The organism is Pseudomonas sp. GW456-L12 (assembly GCF_059424045.1).
In genome coordinates, this window is sequence record NZ_JBWKZA010000001.1 from 208,929 (window position 1) to 225,551 (window position 16,623).

At 63.3% G+C, this 16,623-nt stretch carries 18 protein-coding genes; 16 read left to right on the plus strand and 2 right to left on the minus strand.

Features of this window, described 5'->3' with window-relative positions; genetic code table 11:
- Positions 1–2: 2 nt before the first annotated feature.
- The 16 genes from AC07Y9_RS01170 to AC07Y9_RS01245 all read left to right on the plus strand — a co-directional run bounded on the left by AC07Y9_RS01170 (position 3) and on the right by AC07Y9_RS01245 (position 14,555).
- Complete coding sequence (locus AC07Y9_RS01170) at positions 3–227, plus strand: cbb3-type cytochrome oxidase subunit 3 (protein ID WP_007921351.1); 225 nt, start codon at positions 3–5, stop codon at positions 225–227.
- Positions 224–1,177, plus strand: a complete 954-nt coding sequence (gene ccoP / locus AC07Y9_RS01175) for a cytochrome-c oxidase, cbb3-type subunit III (protein WP_007921353.1) — start codon at positions 224–226, stop codon at positions 1,175–1,177. Before AC07Y9_RS01170 ends, ccoP (AC07Y9_RS01175) begins: the two co-directional genes overlap by 4 nt.
- A gap of 477 nt (positions 1,178–1,654) precedes the next feature.
- Complete coding sequence (gene ccoN, locus AC07Y9_RS01180; RefSeq protein WP_007921354.1) at positions 1,655–3,097, plus strand: cytochrome-c oxidase, cbb3-type subunit I; 1,443 nt, start codon at positions 1,655–1,657, stop codon at positions 3,095–3,097.
- Positions 3,097–3,705 (plus strand): cytochrome-c oxidase, cbb3-type subunit II, encoded by a 609-nt coding sequence (gene ccoO, locus AC07Y9_RS01185; RefSeq protein ID WP_009042961.1) that lies wholly within the window; start codon positions 3,097–3,099, stop codon positions 3,703–3,705. Before ccoN ends, ccoO begins: the two co-directional genes overlap by 1 nt.
- A gap of 5 nt (positions 3,706–3,710) precedes the next feature.
- The gene (locus AC07Y9_RS01190; protein ID WP_003175465.1) at positions 3,711–3,896 is read left to right on the plus strand and encodes a CcoQ/FixQ family Cbb3-type cytochrome c oxidase assembly chaperone; all 186 of its coding nucleotides are present in this window, start codon (positions 3,711–3,713) and stop codon (positions 3,894–3,896) included.
- Positions 3,893–4,870 (plus strand): cytochrome-c oxidase, cbb3-type subunit III, encoded by a 978-nt coding sequence (ccoP, locus tag AC07Y9_RS01195; RefSeq protein ID WP_007922407.1) that lies wholly within the window; start codon positions 3,893–3,895, stop codon positions 4,868–4,870. Before AC07Y9_RS01190 ends, ccoP (AC07Y9_RS01195) begins: the two co-directional genes overlap by 4 nt.
- Positions 4,871–5,035: 165 nt before the next feature.
- A complete protein-coding gene (locus tag AC07Y9_RS01200) occupies positions 5,036–5,290 on the plus strand; it encodes a type II toxin-antitoxin system Phd/YefM family antitoxin (RefSeq protein ID WP_007922405.1) in 255 nt (84 codons plus the stop codon).
- Positions 5,290–5,700, plus strand: a complete 411-nt coding sequence (locus AC07Y9_RS01205; protein WP_102678828.1) for a type II toxin-antitoxin system VapC family toxin — start codon at positions 5,290–5,292, stop codon at positions 5,698–5,700. The genes AC07Y9_RS01200 and AC07Y9_RS01205 overlap by 1 nt, the downstream gene beginning before the upstream one ends.
- A 205-nt stretch (positions 5,701–5,905) precedes the next feature.
- Positions 5,906–7,321 (plus strand): cytochrome c oxidase accessory protein CcoG, encoded by a 1,416-nt coding sequence (gene ccoG / locus AC07Y9_RS01210; RefSeq protein WP_007922401.1) that lies wholly within the window; start codon positions 5,906–5,908, stop codon positions 7,319–7,321.
- Positions 7,322–7,332: 11 nt separating this feature from the next.
- Positions 7,333–7,872: a FixH family protein gene (locus tag AC07Y9_RS01215; protein WP_007922399.1), complete on the plus strand. Its 540-nt coding sequence runs from the start codon at positions 7,333–7,335 to the stop codon at positions 7,870–7,872.
- An 87-nt stretch (positions 7,873–7,959) separates the two neighbouring features.
- Positions 7,960–10,410: a heavy metal translocating P-type ATPase gene (locus AC07Y9_RS01220; RefSeq protein ID WP_102678827.1), complete on the plus strand. Its 2,451-nt coding sequence runs from the start codon at positions 7,960–7,962 to the stop codon at positions 10,408–10,410.
- A gap of 24 nt (positions 10,411–10,434) precedes the next feature.
- The gene (gene ccoS / locus AC07Y9_RS01225) at positions 10,435–10,665 is read left to right on the plus strand and encodes a cbb3-type cytochrome oxidase assembly protein CcoS (protein ID WP_102678826.1); all 231 of its coding nucleotides are present in this window, start codon (positions 10,435–10,437) and stop codon (positions 10,663–10,665) included.
- Positions 10,658–11,341 carry a sulfite exporter TauE/SafE family protein gene (locus AC07Y9_RS01230; protein ID WP_007922394.1) on the plus strand — a complete coding sequence of 228 codons (684 nt, stop codon included), beginning with the start codon at positions 10,658–10,660 and terminating at the stop codon, positions 11,339–11,341. Before ccoS ends, AC07Y9_RS01230 begins: the two co-directional genes overlap by 8 nt.
- Before the next feature lie 156 nt (positions 11,342–11,497).
- The gene (gene hemN, locus AC07Y9_RS01235) at positions 11,498–12,880 is read left to right on the plus strand and encodes an oxygen-independent coproporphyrinogen III oxidase (protein ID WP_102678825.1); all 1,383 of its coding nucleotides are present in this window, start codon (positions 11,498–11,500) and stop codon (positions 12,878–12,880) included.
- A 307-nt stretch (positions 12,881–13,187) separates the two neighbouring features.
- Positions 13,188–13,922 carry a fumarate/nitrate reduction transcriptional regulator Fnr gene (fnr, locus tag AC07Y9_RS01240; protein ID WP_009042954.1) on the plus strand — a complete coding sequence of 245 codons (735 nt, stop codon included), beginning with the start codon at positions 13,188–13,190 and terminating at the stop codon, positions 13,920–13,922.
- 84 nt (positions 13,923–14,006) lie between these two features.
- Positions 14,007–14,555 (plus strand): adenine phosphoribosyltransferase, encoded by a 549-nt coding sequence (locus AC07Y9_RS01245; RefSeq protein ID WP_007922389.1) that lies wholly within the window; start codon positions 14,007–14,009, stop codon positions 14,553–14,555.
- 107 nt (positions 14,556–14,662) lie between these two features.
- Here AC07Y9_RS01245 and AC07Y9_RS01250 read toward each other — a convergent pair whose 3' ends face one another.
- Together AC07Y9_RS01250 and recR are read right to left on the minus strand one after the other, a co-directional pair.
- Positions 14,663–15,811 carry an acyl-CoA dehydrogenase family protein gene (locus tag AC07Y9_RS01250; RefSeq protein ID WP_092418177.1) on the minus strand — a complete coding sequence of 383 codons (1,149 nt, stop codon included), beginning with the start codon at positions 15,809–15,811 and terminating at the stop codon, positions 14,663–14,665.
- Between the two features lie 183 nt (positions 15,812–15,994).
- Positions 15,995–16,597, minus strand: a complete 603-nt coding sequence (recR, locus tag AC07Y9_RS01255; protein WP_007922386.1) for a recombination mediator RecR — start codon at positions 16,595–16,597, stop codon at positions 15,995–15,997.
- Positions 16,598–16,623: the final 26 nt, after the last annotated feature.

Below are 16,623 nucleotides of genomic sequence, written 5' to 3' on the forward strand. Positions count from 1 at the left end.
CCATGGTTCTTGAACTCGATAGCGGCATGATCCGCGGGCTCGGCACGCTGGTGGTGATGATTGCCTTCATCGGCCTGTCGATCTGGGTCTTCAACGCCAAGCGCAACCCGGAGTTCGCCCAGGCACGCCTGCTGCCCTTCGCCGACGAACCTTCGCCGCAAGTGCACGGCAATCCATCTGATGACGCTCAATCCGAAGAGCACGCGACAAGGAGCATTCGGCCATGACCACCTTCTGGAGTACGTACATCTGCGTACTGACCATAGGCAGCCTGATCGGCCTGACCTGGCTGTTGATCGGCACGCGCAAGGGCGAGACCAAGGGCAGCGTCGACCAGACCATGGGCCACAGCTTCGACGGCATCGAGGAGTACGACAACCCGCTGCCGCAGTGGTGGTTCATGCTGTTCGCCGGCACCCTGGTGTTTTCCGTCGGCTACCTGATCCTCTACCCGGGCCTGGGCAACTGGAAAGGCATCCTGCCCGGCTATGAGAATGGCTGGACCGGTGTGCACGAGTGGGAAAAGGAAATGGACAAGGCAGACGCCAAGTTCGGCCCGATCTTCGCCAAGTTCGCCGCCATGCCCGTGGAAGAAGTGGCCAAGGATCCGCAGGCGCTGAAAATGGGCGGACGCCTGTTCGCTTCCAACTGCTCGGTGTGCCACGGCTCGGATGCCAAGGGAGCGTTCGGCTTCCCTAACCTGGCCGACAACAACTGGCGCTGGGGCGGCAACGCCGACACCATCAAGGCCACCATCATGGGCGGTCGCATGGCGGCCATGCCGGCCTGGGGTGAAGTGCTGGGCGAGGACGGGGTGAAGAACGTCGCGGCCTATGTGCGTCACGAACTCGCCGGCCTGCCGTTGCCCGCCGACAGCAGCGCCGACCTGGTCGCCGGCAAGCAGGCGTTCAGCACTACTTGCGTCGCCTGTCACGGCGCCAACGGCCAGGGCACGGAAATCATGGGCGCGCCGAACCTGACGCAACCGGCGGGCTTCATCTACGGCACCAGCCTGACCCAGCTGCAACAGACCATTCGCCATGGTCGCCAGGGCCACATGCCGGCGCAGAGCGAACTGCTGGGCAACGACAAGGTGCAGCTGCTCGCGGCCTACGTCTACAGCCTGTCCCACAACGCGGCCAGCCAGCCGCAGACCGAGACCCCAAGCGAGCAATAGCCGCTCCACCCACTGCCGCATCGCTCGATGCGGCAGTTCCCTGCCTCTGCGCGACCAAGTGTCGCACCCTCTCTACCCTCTGCCTTTCCACTCTCCGGATTCAGGTCTAAGCTGCTTCGCAGTGGACTGGCAATGGCCGGTCACAGACCAGAAGTAGCCGTTCCATTCGAAGCCATCGTTCGAGGACAGGCCGCAAAGGCTGGTGTATACCGGCTGTCGTGCCACTTACCGTCTGTCGCTCGTTCAATGGCTTTCCACACACCCGGTTACAACTGACCTGTACCCCTCGCCTTTTTCATCCGCTGCGACATTTTGTCCTGGGCCGATTTTGTCCTTACTCCGCGCATGGAAAGGCCGCAGAATCAGCTTTTGAAAGCATTGACCCAGGTCATGGCGCGTTGCAATGACCCCCTGCTTTCTCCATACTTGCGGCCGATTTTTACTCCTAATAAAACACCCAAACCGTGGAACCTTAGAATGAGCACAGCAATCAGTCCGACTGCTTATAACTATAAGGTAGTCCGCCAGTTCGCCATCATGACGGTGGTCTGGGGGATCCTTGGCATGGGGCTCGGTGTCTTCATCGCCTCGCAACTGGTCTGGCCGGAGTTGAACTTCGGTCTGCCATGGACGACCTTTGGACGCCTGCGCCCGCTGCACACCAACCTGGTGATTTTCGCCTTCGGTGGATGTGCGTTGTTTGCCACTTCTTACTACGTCGTGCAGCGAACCTGCCAAACGCGACTGATTTCCGACAGCCTGGCGGCCTTCACCTTCTGGGGTTGGCAAGCCGTGATCGTCGGCGCGATCGTTACCTTGCCGCTGGGTTACACCACCACCAAGGAATACGCGGAACTGGAATGGCCCCTGGCTATCCTGCTGGCCATCGTCTGGGTCACCTACGGTCTGGTGTTCTTCGGCACCATTGTCAAGCGCAAGACCAAGCACATCTACGTGGGTAACTGGTTCTACGGTGCCTTCATCGTGGTCACCGCGATGCTGCACATCGTCAACCACGCTTCCCTGCCGGTCAGCTTCTTCAAGTCCTACTCGGCCTACTCGGGCGCGACCGACGCCATGATCCAGTGGTGGTACGGCCACAACGCCGTGGGCTTCTTCCTGACCACCGGCTTCCTGGGGATGATGTACTACTTCGTGCCCAAGCAGGCCGAGCGTCCGATCTACTCCTATCGTCTGTCGATCGTGCACTTCTGGGCGCTGATCACCCTGTACATCTGGGCCGGTCCGCACCACCTGCACTACACCGCGCTGCCGGACTGGGCGCAGTCCCTGGGCATGGCCATGTCGATCATCCTGCTGGCGCCAAGCTGGGGCGGCATGATCAACGGCATGATGACCCTCTCGGGCGCCTGGCATAAGCTGCGCACCGACCCGATCCTGCGGTTCCTGGTGGTGTCCCTGGCGTTCTACGGCATGTCGACCTTCGAAGGTCCGATGATGGCGATCAAGACCGTCAACTCGCTGTCGCACTACACCGACTGGACCATCGGCCACGTACACGCCGGCGCTCTGGGCTGGGTAGCGATGATCTCCATCGGCGCCCTGTACCACATGATCCCGAAAGTCTTCGGTCGCCAGCAGATGCACAGCATCGGCCTGATCAACACCCACTTCTGGCTGGCAACCATCGGCACCGTGCTCTACATCGCCTCGATGTGGGTCAACGGCATCACCCAGGGCCTGATGTGGCGTGCAATCAACGATGACGGCACCCTCACCTACTCCTTCGTCGAAGCCCTGCAGGCCAGCCACCCTGGTTTCATCGTGCGCGCCCTGGGCGGTGCGTTCTTTGCCGCCGGCATGCTGTTCATGGCGTACAACGTGTTCCGCACCGTTCGCGCCTCGAACCCGGCTGAAGCTGAAGCCGCCGCTCAGATCTCTGTAGTTGGAGCTCACTGATGAAGCATGAAGCAGTAGAGAAGAATATCGGCCTGCTGGCCTTCTTCATGGTCATCGCCGTCAGCATCGGCGGCCTGACCCAGATCGTCCCGCTGTTCTTCCAGGACGTCACCAACAAGCCGGTGGAAGGCATGAAGCCGCGCACCGCGCTGGAACTGGAAGGCCGCGACGTCTATATCGCCAACGGTTGTGTCGGCTGCCACTCGCAGATGATCCGTCCGTTCCGTGCCGAAACCGAACGCTACGGCCACTACTCGGTCGCCGGCGAAAGCGTCTGGGACCACCCATTCCTGTGGGGTTCCAAGCGTACCGGTCCGGACCTGGCCCGCGTCGGTGGTCGTTACTCCGATGACTGGCAGCGTGCGCACTTGTACAACCCGCGCAACGTTGTACCCGAGTCGAAAATGCCGGCTTACCCGTTCCTCGTAGAAAACAAGCTCGACGGCAAAGACACCGCGAAAAAAATGGAAGTCTTGCGCACGCTCGGCGTCCCTTACACCGACGAAGACATCGCCGGTGCCAAGGATGCCGTGAAGGGCAAAACCGAAATGGACGCGCTGGTGGCCTATCTGCAAGGCCTGGGCACCATCATCAAAAGCAAACGGTGATTTAGATGGATATCGGGATGATTCGTGGCCTGGGCACCGTAGTGGTGATGGTGGCCTTCATCGGCCTGGCGCTGTGGGTATTCAGCCCCAAGCGCAAGTCCGAGTTCGAAGACGCGACCTTGCTGCCGTTCGCGGATGATCCCGAAGCCATCAAGCACGTCGAGCAAGCTTCTAGGAGTAACAAAGAATGACTACGTTCTGGAGTCTGTACGTCACAGTCCTCAGTCTGGGTACCATTTTCGCCCTGACCTGGCTGCTGCTGTCGACCCGCAAGGGCCAGCGCGCCGAGCAGACCGACGAGACGGTCGGCCACTCCTTCGACGGGATCGAGGAGTACGACAACCCGCTGCCGAAATGGTGGTTCATGTTGTTCGTCGGCACCATCGTCTTCGCCCTGGGTTACCTGGTGCTCTACCCGGGCCTGGGTAACTGGAAAGGCCTGCTGCCAGGCTACAACTACCTGGACACCGAAAAGCAGACCCCCTTCGCCAACGGCCAGACCGGCTGGACCGGCGTGCACGAGTGGGAAAAGGAAATGGCCAAGTCGGACGCCAAGTTCGGTCCGATCTTCGCCAAGTTCGCCTCCATGCCGATCGAAGAAGTCGCCAAGGACCCGCAAGCCCTGAAGATGGGTGGCCGCCTGTTCGCCTCCAACTGCTCGGTGTGCCACGGTTCCGACGCCAAGGGCGCCTATGGCTTCCCGAACCTGACCGACGCCGACTGGCGCTGGGGCGGCGAGCCGGAGACCATCAAGACCACCATCATGGGCGGTCGTCACGCGGTGATGCCGGCCTGGGCCGAAGTCATCGGCGAACAAGGCGTCAGCGATGTGGCCGCCTACGTGCTGACCAACCTCGATGGCCGCAAGCTGCCGGAAAGTGCCAAGGCCGACCCGGCCAACGGCCAGAAGATCTTCGCCGCCAACTGCGTGGCGTGCCACGGTCCGGCCGGTAAAGGCACCCCAGCCATGGGCGCGCCTGACCTGACCCACCCGGGCGCGTTCATCTACGGCTCGAGCTTCGCCCAACTGCAGCAGACCATCCGTTACGGCCGTCAGGGCCAGATGCCTGCCCAGGAACAGCTGCAAGGCAACGACAAGGTTCACCTGCTGGCCGCTTACGTCTACAGCCTGTCCCACAGTGACAAGCCGGCGGACGCCGAGTAAGGCAGACACCTTCGGGTAACAGAAAAGGCCCCGCCAATGTCCATTGGCGGGGCCTTTTTATTTTCCTCTCCCCTCACGTCCGTCGCTCTGCCCCCGCTTGAGATTGCCGCCTCCCCGCCAAGAGTAGTAACGTTGCTACATGAAATTTTTGTCGAGGGTATGACGATGCCTACCACCACCATCTCCAGTCGCGAATTCAATCAGGACACAAGTGGTGCCAAAAAAGCCTCAAGAAACGGCCCGGTCATCATCACCGACCGTGGCAGGCCCGCCCATGTGCTGCTAAGCATTGAGGACTACGAAAAACTGAGCGGCCTGAACACCAGCATCGTCGACATGCTGGTCATGCCTGAAGCGCCTGAAATCGATTTCGAAACAGAGCGCGCAACCATCATTCCTCGCGAGATCGATCTGTCCTGATGTTTTTGCTCGATACCAACGTCGTGTCCGAATTACGTAAGCCCAACACTGATCGCAAGGTAGTGGCCTGGGCTCAGACCGTGGCGCCAACCAGCCTGTTTTTGTCAGTCATTACGTTATTGGAACTGGAAACCGGCATCCTGCGATTGGAACGCCGCGATCGCACCCAAGGGGCGCTGCTGCGTGCCTGGCTGGAACTGCACGTGATGCCCGCTTTCAACGGACGAATACTGGCCATTGACCATGCTGTCGCGATGCGCTGCGCCCGATTGCACGTTCCTGATCGCAGTAATGAATGCGATGCCCTGATTGCGGCGACCGCCCTGGAACATGGGCTGACAGTCGTTACCCGCAACATCGCCGACTTCCAGTCCAGCGGTGTGCAACTGCTCAACCCGTGGAACGATTGAACGCGGTCGCGGCGAAAAGCGTCCATAATTCACAAGTCAATTGATTCAAGTCATTACACCATCATTTGATTTCCCCCAACGCGACCAAAGGTCGCACCCTTGAGCTAGAGCGACAGGCGTATCATTGCGCCACTGCAACACCCCTACTTGATCGCGGTCGGCACGTACTGACCGGGGCATTTCTCCACTGCCGTGGGATGCAATGATGAGCAACCAGATTCCGGTACATGACGTCACCCCTCCTGCCAAGAATTCGAACAACAGCGTAGACCTCTACGCCTCTCGGGAAAAAATCTACACACGCGCTTTCACCGGCCTCTTCCGCAACTTGCGGATGGTTGGCGGTGCGGCCCTGTTCCTGCTGTATTTCGGTACGGTGTGGCTCAACTGGGGCGGCCACCAGGCTGTCTGGTGGAACCTGCCGGAGCGCAAGTTCTTCATTTTCGGCGCCACCTTCTGGCCCCAGGATTTCATCCTGCTGTCCGGGCTTTTGATCATCGCCGCCTTCGGCCTGTTCTTCATCACCGTGTATGCCGGGCGCGTCTGGTGCGGCTATACCTGCCCGCAAAGCGTCTGGACCTGGATCTTCATGTGGTGCGAGAAGGTCACCGAAGGCGACCGCAACCAGCGCATCAAGCTCGACAAGGCGCCGATGAGCGCCAACAAATTGCTGCGCAAGTTCAGCAAGCACAGCCTCTGGCTGCTGATCGGCTTCGTCACCGGCATGACCTTCGTCGGTTACTTCTCGCCGATCCGCGAGCTGGTCATCGACTTCTTCACCGGCCAGGCCGATGGCTGGTCGTATTTCTGGGTCGGCTTCTTCACCCTCGCCACCTATGGCAACGCCGGCTGGCTGCGCGAACAGGTGTGCATCTACATGTGCCCGTACGCCCGCTTCCAGAGCGTGATGTTCGACAAGGACACCCTGATCGTCTCCTACGACCCGCGTCGTGGCGAAGGTCGCGGCCCGCGTAAGAAAGGCGCCGACTACAAGGCCATGGGCCTGGGCGATTGCATCGACTGCACCATGTGCGTGCAGGTCTGCCCGACCGGCATCGACATCCGTGACGGCCTGCAGATCGAATGCATCGGCTGCGCTGCCTGTATCGATGCCTGCGACAACATCATGGACAAGATGGACTACCCGCGCGGCCTGATCAGCTACACCACCGAACACAACCTGTCCGGGCAGAAAACCCATAAACTGCGTCCACGCCTGATCGGTTATGCACTGGTGCTGCTGGCGATGATCAGCCTGCTGGTCACGGCCTTCTTCATGCGTTCGCTGGTGGGCTTCGATGTCAGCAAGGACCGCGTGCTCTATCGCGAGAACGCCGAAGGCCGGATCGAGAACGTCTACAGCCTGAAGATCATGAACAAGGACCAGCGCGACCATACCTACGTCCTGGACGCCGCCGGCCTGCCGGACCTCAAGCTGCAAGGCCGGCGCGAGATCAAGGTGGCGGCCGGCGATATCGTCAGCATGCCGGTCGAGCTGTCGAGCTCGCCGGAACAACTGCCGTCGAGCACCAACGAGGTGAAGTTCATCCTCAAGGACGCCGACGACGAAAGCGTCCACGTTGAAGCCAAGAGCCGGTTCATCGGCCCACAAATTCGTTAAGAGAAGTCATCATGCCCGCAGCGACCGCCACAAGCCCCTGGTACAAGCACCTCTGGCCCTGGATCATCATCGGCATCCTGGCCTGCTCGGTGACCTTGACCCTGTCCATGGTGACCATCGCGGTGAACAACCCGGACAACCTGGTCAACGACAACTACTACGAGGCCGGCAAAGGTATCAACCGCTCCCTGGACCGCGAGCTGCTGGCCCAGACCCTGCAACTGCGCGCCAGTGTGCATCTGGATGACCTCACCGGCGAAGTCGACCTGCGCCTGAGCGGCAACAGCGCGCCCGCCACCCTGGAGCTGAACCTGATCTCGCCGACCCAGCCGGAAAAAGACCGCAAGATCACCCTCGCCCGCAGCGAAACCGAACAAGGCCGCTACATTGGCCAGTTGAGCGACAAGGTCGATGGCCGCCGGTTTGTCGAACTGCTGGGTGTCGAGGGCGACAAGACCTGGCGCATGTTCGAAGAGGAACAGGTCAGCCACGACAAGGACCTGCTGCTGGGTGACGAACCGCTGCAAGGTGCGGAACACCTGGACAAGTAAGCGCCCTCCGAACATCGCCGGCAGGCTGCTGCTTCCCAGGCAGCGGCCTGCCGGCGATGAGGTCCGCCCCTGGAACAAAGACCCGCGATGACCACGCCACTGCCCTGCTACCACTGCGCCCTGCCCGTTCCCGCCGGCAGCCGCTTCACCGCCGTCGTGCTCGGCGCCCCCCGCGAGTTCTGCTGCCCGGGCTGCCAGGCGGTGGCCGAAGCCATAGTCGCCGGCGGCCTGGAGAGCTACTACAGCCATCGCAGCGAAGCCTCGGCCAACCCGGAGGCGCTGCCGGTGCAACTGGTGGACGAACTGGCGCTGTACGACCGGGCGGACGTGCAGCAACCCTTCGTCCGGCATGAGGGCGAGCTGGCCGAAACCACCCTGCTGATGGAAGGCATCAGCTGCGCCGCCTGTGGCTGGCTGATCGAGAAACACCTGCGCAGCCTGCCGGCGGTGGCCGAGGCGCGGCTGAACCTGTCCAACCATCGCCTGCATGTGCGCTGGGCCGACAGCCAGTTGCCACTGAGCCAGGTGCTCAGCGAGCTGCGCCTGATCGGCTACGCCGCGCACCCCTATCAGGCCGACCGTGCTGCCGAGCAACTGGCCAGTGAAAACCGCCTGGCCCTGCGCCAACTGGGCGTGGCCGGGCTGCTGTGGTTCCAGGCGATGATGGCGACCATGGCCACCTGGCCGGAATTCAATATCGACCTGAGCCCCGAGCTGCACACCATCCTGCGCTGGGTCGCGCTGTTTCTCACCACGCCGATCGTGTTCTACAGCTGCGCGCCGTTTTTCAAGGGTGCCCTGCGCGACCTGCGCACCCGCCACCTGACCATGGACGTTTCCGTGTCGCTGGCAATTGGCGCCGCCTACATCGCCGGGATCTGGACCTCGATCACTGGCGTCGGCGAGCTGTACTTCGATGCCGTGGGCATGTTCGCCCTGTTCCTGCTGGCCGGGCGCTACCTGGAACGCCGTGCCCGCGAGCGCACCGCCGCCGCCACCGCACAACTGGTGAACCTGCTGCCGGCCTCATGCCTGCGCCTGGGCGCCGACGGCCAGAGCGAACGCATCCTGCTCAGCGAACTGCGCTTGGGGGACAAGGTGCTGGTGCATCCCGGCGCCATCCTGCCGGCCGACGGCAAGATCCTCGATGGCCAGTCGAGCATCGACGAATCCCTGCTCACCGGTGAATACCTGCCGCAACCGCGCAACATCGGCGATGCGGTTACCGCCGGCACCCTCAACGTCGAGGGCGCGCTGACCGTGGAGGTCCTGGCCCTGGGTCAGGACACGCGCCTGTCGGCCATCGTCCGCCTGCTGGACCGGGCCCAGGCGGAAAAACCGCGCCTGGCGGAGATCGCCGACCGCGCCGCCCAATGGTTCCTGCTGTTCTCCCTGATCGCCGCGGCCGCCATCGGCCTGCTCTGGTGGCAGCTGGACGCCTCCCGGGCCTTCTGGATCGTCCTGGCCATGCTGGTCGCCACCTGCCCCTGTGCGCTGTCCCTGGCCACCCCGACCGCGCTCACCGCTGCCACCGGCACCCTGCACAAACTCGGCCTGCTGCTGACCCGCGGCCATGTACTCGAAGGCCTGAACCAGATCGACACGGTGATTTTCGACAAGACCGGCACCCTCACCGAGGGGCGCCTGGCCTTGCGCTCGATTCTTCCTGTGGGCGACCTCGACAGCCAGCAGTGCCTGGGCCTGGCCGCCGCCCTGGAAAACCGCTCCGAACACCCGATTGCCCGAGCCTTCGGCCGTGCGCCGCTGGCCGCGGAAGAAGTGCTGAGCATGCCCGGGCTGGGCCTGGAAGGGCTGGTGGGCGAACAGCGTCTGCGCATCGGCCAGCCCGCCTTCGTCTGCGAGCTCAGCGCCTGTGCGGTCCCGGCGATGCCGGACGAAGCCGGCCAATGGCTGCTGCTGGGCGATAGCCAAGGGCCGCTGGCCTGGCTGGTCCTCGACGATCGCCTGCGCAGCGATGCTCCGGCGCTGCTGGCCGCCTGCAAGGCGCGCGGCTGGAACACCCTGCTGCTCTCGGGCGACAGCTCGCCGATGGTCGCCAGCGTCGCCGCCGAACTGGGCATCGACGAAGCCCGCGGCGGCCTGCGTCCCGACGACAAGCTGCAGGTGCTGCAACAACTGCATCGCCAGGGCCGCAAAGTGCTGATGCTCGGCGACGGGGTCAACGATGTGCCGGTGCTGGCCGCCGCCGATATCAGCGTGGCCATGGGCTCGGCCACCGACCTGGCCAAGACCAGCGCCGATGCGGTGCTGCTGTCCAACCGCCTGGATGCGCTGGTGCAGGCCTTCGGCCTGGCCCGCCGCACGCGTCGGATAATCATCGAGAACCTGCTGTGGGCCGGGCTGTACAATGGCCTCATGCTGCCGTTCGCCGCCCTCGGCTGGATCACTCCGGTATGGGCCGCCATCGGCATGTCCATCAGTTCGTTGACCGTGGTGCTCAATGCCCTGCGCCTGACTCGCCTGCCGGGCCAGCCCCAGGCCGAGGCCACGACCCAAACCCGCCCGCTACCGGCCTGAGCCGCGCGGGCATGGAGCCTACCCATGCCAGCTCTCTACGTGATGATCCCGGCGGCGCTGCTGATCGTGGCCATCGCCATCTACATCTTCTTCTGGGCGGTCGACAGCGGTCAGTACGACGACCTCGACGGCCCCGCCCACAGCATTCTGTTCGACGACCAGGACCCCAAGCACACCGCCGCGATCGATGAGGCCAAAGGCCAACCGACGGCCGAGCAGCCACCACACAAAGACCAGGCGCCGCCCCATGCTTGAGCTGGCACCGCTGCTGGTTTCCGCGGTGATTCTCGGCCTGCTCGGCGGCGGTCACTGCCTGGGCATGTGCGGCGGCCTGATGGGCGCCCTGACCCTGGCCATTCCCCCGGAGCAGCGCAGCCGGCGTTTTCGCCTGCTGCTGGCCTATAACCTGGGGCGCATCCTCAGCTATGCCACCGCGGGCCTGCTGATCGGCCTGGCCGGCTGGGCCGTGGCCAGCAGCCCGGCGGCCATGGCCATGCGCGTGCTGGCCGGCCTGCTGCTGATTGCCATGGGCCTGTACCTGGCCGGCTGGTGGAGCGGCCTGACCCGCATCGAAAGCCTCGGACGCGGCCTATGGCGCCATATACAGCCGGTGGCCAACCGCCTGCTGCCAGTGTCGAGCCTGCCACGCGCCTTGCTGCTGGGCGCGCTCTGGGGCTGGCTGCCGTGCGGCCTGGTCTACAGCACCCTGCTGTGGTCCGCCAGCCAGGGCAATGCCCTCGACAGCGCCTTGCTGATGCTGGCCTTCGGCCTGGGTACCTGGCCGGTGCTGCTGGCGACCGGGCTCGCAGCGGAACGGGTCACCGCGCTGCTGCGTCGGCGCAGCGTGCGCATGGCCGGCGGCCTGCTGGTGATCCTGTTCGGCATCTGGACCTTGCCCGGTCCGCATCAGCATTGGTTGATGGGGCACTGAGGCAACCCTTCCCGCTGCCTCCGGCCTTCGGCAGCGACGACGCAAGACTCGTATGACAAGCTCCGCGCGCCCGCCAGCCTTGATGCAAATCAAGATGGCCCGGGCGCCAACCCCCTAGACTCGCGAACACTGCCTGCCTACCGGGGGAATTCCCGCATGCTCGACGCCATTCGTTGGGACACCGATCTGATCCGCCGTTACGACCTGGCGGGACCGCGCTACACCTCCTACCCCACCGCTGTGCAATTCCACAGCCAGGTGGGCACCTTCGACCTGCTCCACACCCTGCGCGAGAGCCGCAAGGCGCTACGGCCGCTGTCGCTGTACGTGCACGTGCCGTTCTGCGCGAACATCTGCTATTACTGCGCCTGCAACAAGGTCATCACCAAGGACCGCGGGCGCGCCCTGCCCTACCTGCAGCGCCTGGAACAGGAAATCCAGCTGATCGCCTGCCATCTCGACCCCGGGCAAAAGGTCGAGCAACTGCACTTCGGCGGCGGCACCCCGACCTTTCTCAGCCACGATGAACTGCGGCAGCTGATGAGCCACCTGCGCCAGCACTTCAACCTGCTGGACGACGATTCGGGCGACTACGGCATCGAGATCGATCCCCGCGAAGCCGACTGGTCGACCATGGGCCTGCTGCGCGAGCTGGGCTTCAACCGCGTCAGCATCGGCCTGCAGGACCTCGACCCGGCGGTACAGCGCGCGGTCAATCGCCTGCAGAGCCTGGAAGAAACCCGGGCGGTGATCGAAGCGGCGCGCACCCTGCAGTTTCGCTCGATCAACATCGACCTGATCTACGGCCTGCCAAAACAGACGCCGGACAACTTCGCCCGCACCGTCGAGGAAGTCATCAACCTGCAACCGGACCGGCTCTCGGTGTTCAACTACGCGCATCTGCCGGAGCGCTTCATGCCGCAACGGCGGATCAACAGCCACGAGCTGCCGGAGCCGGCGGAAAAACTGCAGATGCTGCAGCGCACCATCGAACAGCTGACGGCCGCGGGCTACCGCTACATCGGCATGGACCATTTCGCCCTGCCCGACGATGAGCTGGCGATCGCCCAGGAAGAGTCGACCCTGCAACGCAATTTCCAGGGCTACACCACCCATGGCCACTGCGACCTGATCGGCCTGGGCGTCTCGGCCATCAGCCAGATCGGCGACCTGTACTGCCAGAACAGCAGCGACCTGACCCAGTACCAGAACCTGTTGGGCGGCGCGCAACTGGCCACCAGTCGCGGCCTGGTATGCAATCAGGACGACCGCGTCAGGCGCGCGGTGATCCAGCAGTTGATCTGCAATTTCAGCCTCGACTTCGAGGCCATCGAGCAGCAGTTCAACATCGACTTTCGCGGTTACTTCGGCGACCTCTGGCCGCAACTGCAAGCCATGGCCGAAGACGGCCTGATCACGCTGAGCAACGAAGGCATTGAAGTGCTGCCGGCCGGGCGCCTGCTGGTGCGTTCGGTGTGCATGGTGTTCGACACGTATCTGGAGCAACAGAATCGACAGCGTTTTTCCCGGGTCATCTAGGGCGTCATGAGCCACGACCCGACCGTTCGGCGCGACAACTTGTCGCAGGTAGCGGACAAAAACTGTCGGGACAGACAAGGCGCAAACAAGCCTGATACTTGACGCTGGGATAATCGGCGGCTGCAAGTGACGGTCAGCGCTGGAAATACCCTGAATGGACTGCACGAGCGCATTTTTCCGCAGTGGCCTGGAAGCTACAAACGGACAGCTTTACGACTAAGCGCCAATACGGCACGGACTGGCCGGAACCTCCTCCCGTGAGTTACCCTTACGGCTTATGTGTGTTTTCCCACAAGGATTCTATTGAATGTCCGAGCCAGTAAAACTGCGCGCTCACAACCAGGCCCATTGCAAGGATTGCAGCCTGGCCCCCCTCTGCCTGCCACTTTCTCTGAATCTGGAAGACATGGATGCGCTGGACGAAATCGTTAAACGCGGCCGCCCCCTGAAAAAAGGCGAGTTCCTGTTTCGCCAGGGCGACGCCTTCGACTCCGTCTATGCAGTGCGCTCCGGTGCCCTGAAGACCTTCAGCCTCAGCGACGGCGGCGAAGAACAGATCACCGGCTTCCACCTGCCCAGCGAACTGGTCGGCCTGTCCGGCATGGACACCGAGATCCACCCGGTTTCCGCCCAGGCCCTGGAAACCACGTCGGTCTGTGAAATCCCCTTCGAACGCCTCGACGAACTGGCCCTGCAGCTGCCCCAACTGCGCCGCCAGCTGATGCGGGTGATGAGCCGCGAGATCCGCGACGACCAGCAGATGATGCTGTTGCTGTCGAAAAAGACCGCCGACGAGCGCATCGCCACCTTCCTGGTCAACCTGTCGGCACGCTTCCGCGCCCGTGGCTTCTCGGCCAACCAGTTCCGCTTGAGCATGTCGCGTAACGAGATCGGCAACTATCTGGGCCTGGCGGTGGAAACCGTGTCCCGGGTGTTCACCCGCTTCCAGCAGAACGCGCTGATCGCCGCTGAAGGCAAAGAGGTGCACATTCTCGACCCGATCCAGCTGTGCGCCCTCGCCGGCGGCTCCCTGGAAGGCTGAAGCAGAGCCCCGCGCCCGAGCCAAGCGGCTCGGGCGGGGCTATACTGGCGCGCTCCACTTCATGCCCGCCAGGACACCGCCACGATGGCCTTCGACTCCTTCGACATCAAATCCCTGATCCGCCCAGTCATCGACTTCCCCAAGCCGGGCGTGATCTTCCGTGACATCACTCCCCTGTTCCAGTCGCCCAAGGCCTTGCGCCTGGTCGCCGACACCTTTGCCCAGCGTTATGTCGAAGAAGACTTCACTCACGTCGGTGCCATGGATGCCCGCGGCTTCCTGATCGGCTCGATCATCGCCTACCAGCTGAACAAACCGCTGATCCTGTTCCGCAAGCAAGGCAAGCTGCCGGCCGATGTGCTTGCCGAGGGTTACCAGACCGAATACGGCGAAGCCTTCCTGGAAGTGCATGCCGACAGCCTGTGCGAAGGCGATTCGGTGCTGATGTTCGATGACCTGATCGCCACCGGCGGTACCTTGATCGCCGCGGCCAACCTGGTGCGCCGCATGGGGGCAAAAGTCTACGAGGCCGCCGCCATCATCGACCTGCCTGAGCTGGGCGGCTCGCAACGCCTGCGAGACATGGACATTCCAACTTTCTGCCTGACGCAGTTCTCGTTGAGCGAGCGGTAAATCACTCCGCCCTTGAGTAGTCAGGCCCGACGCTATCGCGAGCAAGCTCGCTCCTACAGTCGCTTGCATTCCCCTGTAGGAGCGAGCTTGCTCGCGAAGCAATAGCCCTACAGCCCCATCTGCTTGCTGATGATTTCGTTCATCACTTCCCGGGTGCCGCCGCCGATGGACAGGATGCGGTTGTCGCGATACAGCCGCTCCACCAGGCTTTCGCGCATGTAACCCAGCCCGCCGAGAATCTGCACGGCATCGTGGGTGATGCGGTCGGCGGTATCGGTGGCGAAGTTCTTGGCCATGGAAATCTCCTTGATCACGCTCTGGCCCGCCGCCATCTTCGCCGCCTGGCGATAAGTGAATTCGCGGGACACCTCCAGCGCGGTCGCCATCTCCGCCAGGCGATGCTTGATCACCTGGAACTTGCCGATGGGCTTGCCGAAGGCCTCGCGCTCCCGGGCCCACTTCAGGCTCTCCTCCAGCGCCAGCTGCGCGGTCATGTTGGCCATCAGGGCCAGCGCCAGGCGCTCGCTCTGGAAGTTGCCCATGATGCAGGCGAAGCCCAGGTTCTCGACGCCGATCAAGTGGCTGGCCGGCACCCGGCAATCGTCGAAAAACAGCTCGGCGGTATCCGACGCCCACCAGCCCATCTTCTTCAGTTGCCGGCCGACGGTGAATCCCGGCGTGCCCTTGTCGATCAGCAGCAGGCTGATGCCGCCGAAACCGGGCTCGCCGGTACGCACCGCCACCGTGTAGAAATCGGCGCGCACGCCACTGGTGATAAAGGTCTTGCTGCCGCTGACGCGGTAGAAGTCGCCGTCACGCAGCGCCCGGGTCTGCAGATTGGCCACGTCCGAACCGCCGCCGGGCTCGGTGACCGCCAGGGCGCTGATCTTCTCCCCCGCCAGTACCTGTGGCACCACCCGCTCGCGAACCTCGGGCCGCGCCCATTTGACGATCGGCGGCAAACCGATGTCCAGCGAGCCCAGGCCCGCCACCAGGCCTCCGGAGCCACAGCGCATCAGCTCCTCGCTGGCGGCGATCTTGGCGAACAGGTCGCCCTCATGGCTGCCCCCCAGGGCCTCGGGATAGCCGATACCGAGGATGCCGGCCGCGCCAGCCTTGAGGTACAGCTCGCGGGGGAAGCCTTGCGCCTCCTCCCATTGATCGATGTCCGGGAGGATTTCCCGCTCGACGAAACGTCGAACGCTGTCGCGGACCAACTGATGGCTAGGGTCGAAGTATTCCTGGCAGGCAGACATCGGCAAGCTCCTCTGAAGGTTGAGGAAACTTACCTAGCGCTTGCTTGGTTTTCAAGAAGGACCGCGCGAACCGCCCTGTAGGAGCCAGCTTGCTGGCGATGCAAGCGACGCGGCGCGCCAGGTCGGGTGGCCATCGCGAGCAAGCTCGCTCCTACAGTAGTTTTTTGCTCACAGCCGAAACACTTACAGCGCGATCGGCTTGCGCCCGGCAAACGAGTGCGCCAGGGTGCCGCCGTCCACCAGTTCCAGCTCGCCGCCCAGGGGCACGCCATGGGCGATACGCGAGGTGATCAGGCCTTTGTTGGTCAACAGCTGGGCAATGTAATGGGCGGTCGCCTCGCCTTCCACCGTCGGGTTGGTGGCCAGGATCACCTCGGTGAAACTGCCTTGCTCTTCGATCCGCGCCAGCAGCTGGGGAATGCCGATGGCTTCCGGGCCCAGGCCGTCAAGAGGCGACAGGTGGCCTTTGAGCACGAAATAGCGACCGCGATAACCGGTCTGCTCCACCGCGTAGACATCCATCGGCCCTTCGACCACGCACAACAGCGTGTCGTCGCGCCGTGGATCGGCGCATTGCGGGCACAGGTCGTCCTCGGTCAGGGTGCGGCACAGGCGGCAGTGGCCGACGCCCTCCATGGCCTGGCTCAGCGCCTGGGCCAATCGCGTACCGCCGCTGCGGTCGCGCTCCAGCAGCTGCAAGGCCATGCGCTGGGCGGTTTTCTGACCCACGCCCGGCAAAGTGCGCAGGGCATCAATCAGTTGGCGAATCAGGGGGCTGAAGCTCATGGGTAAAGGTCCGACAAAACGACGAG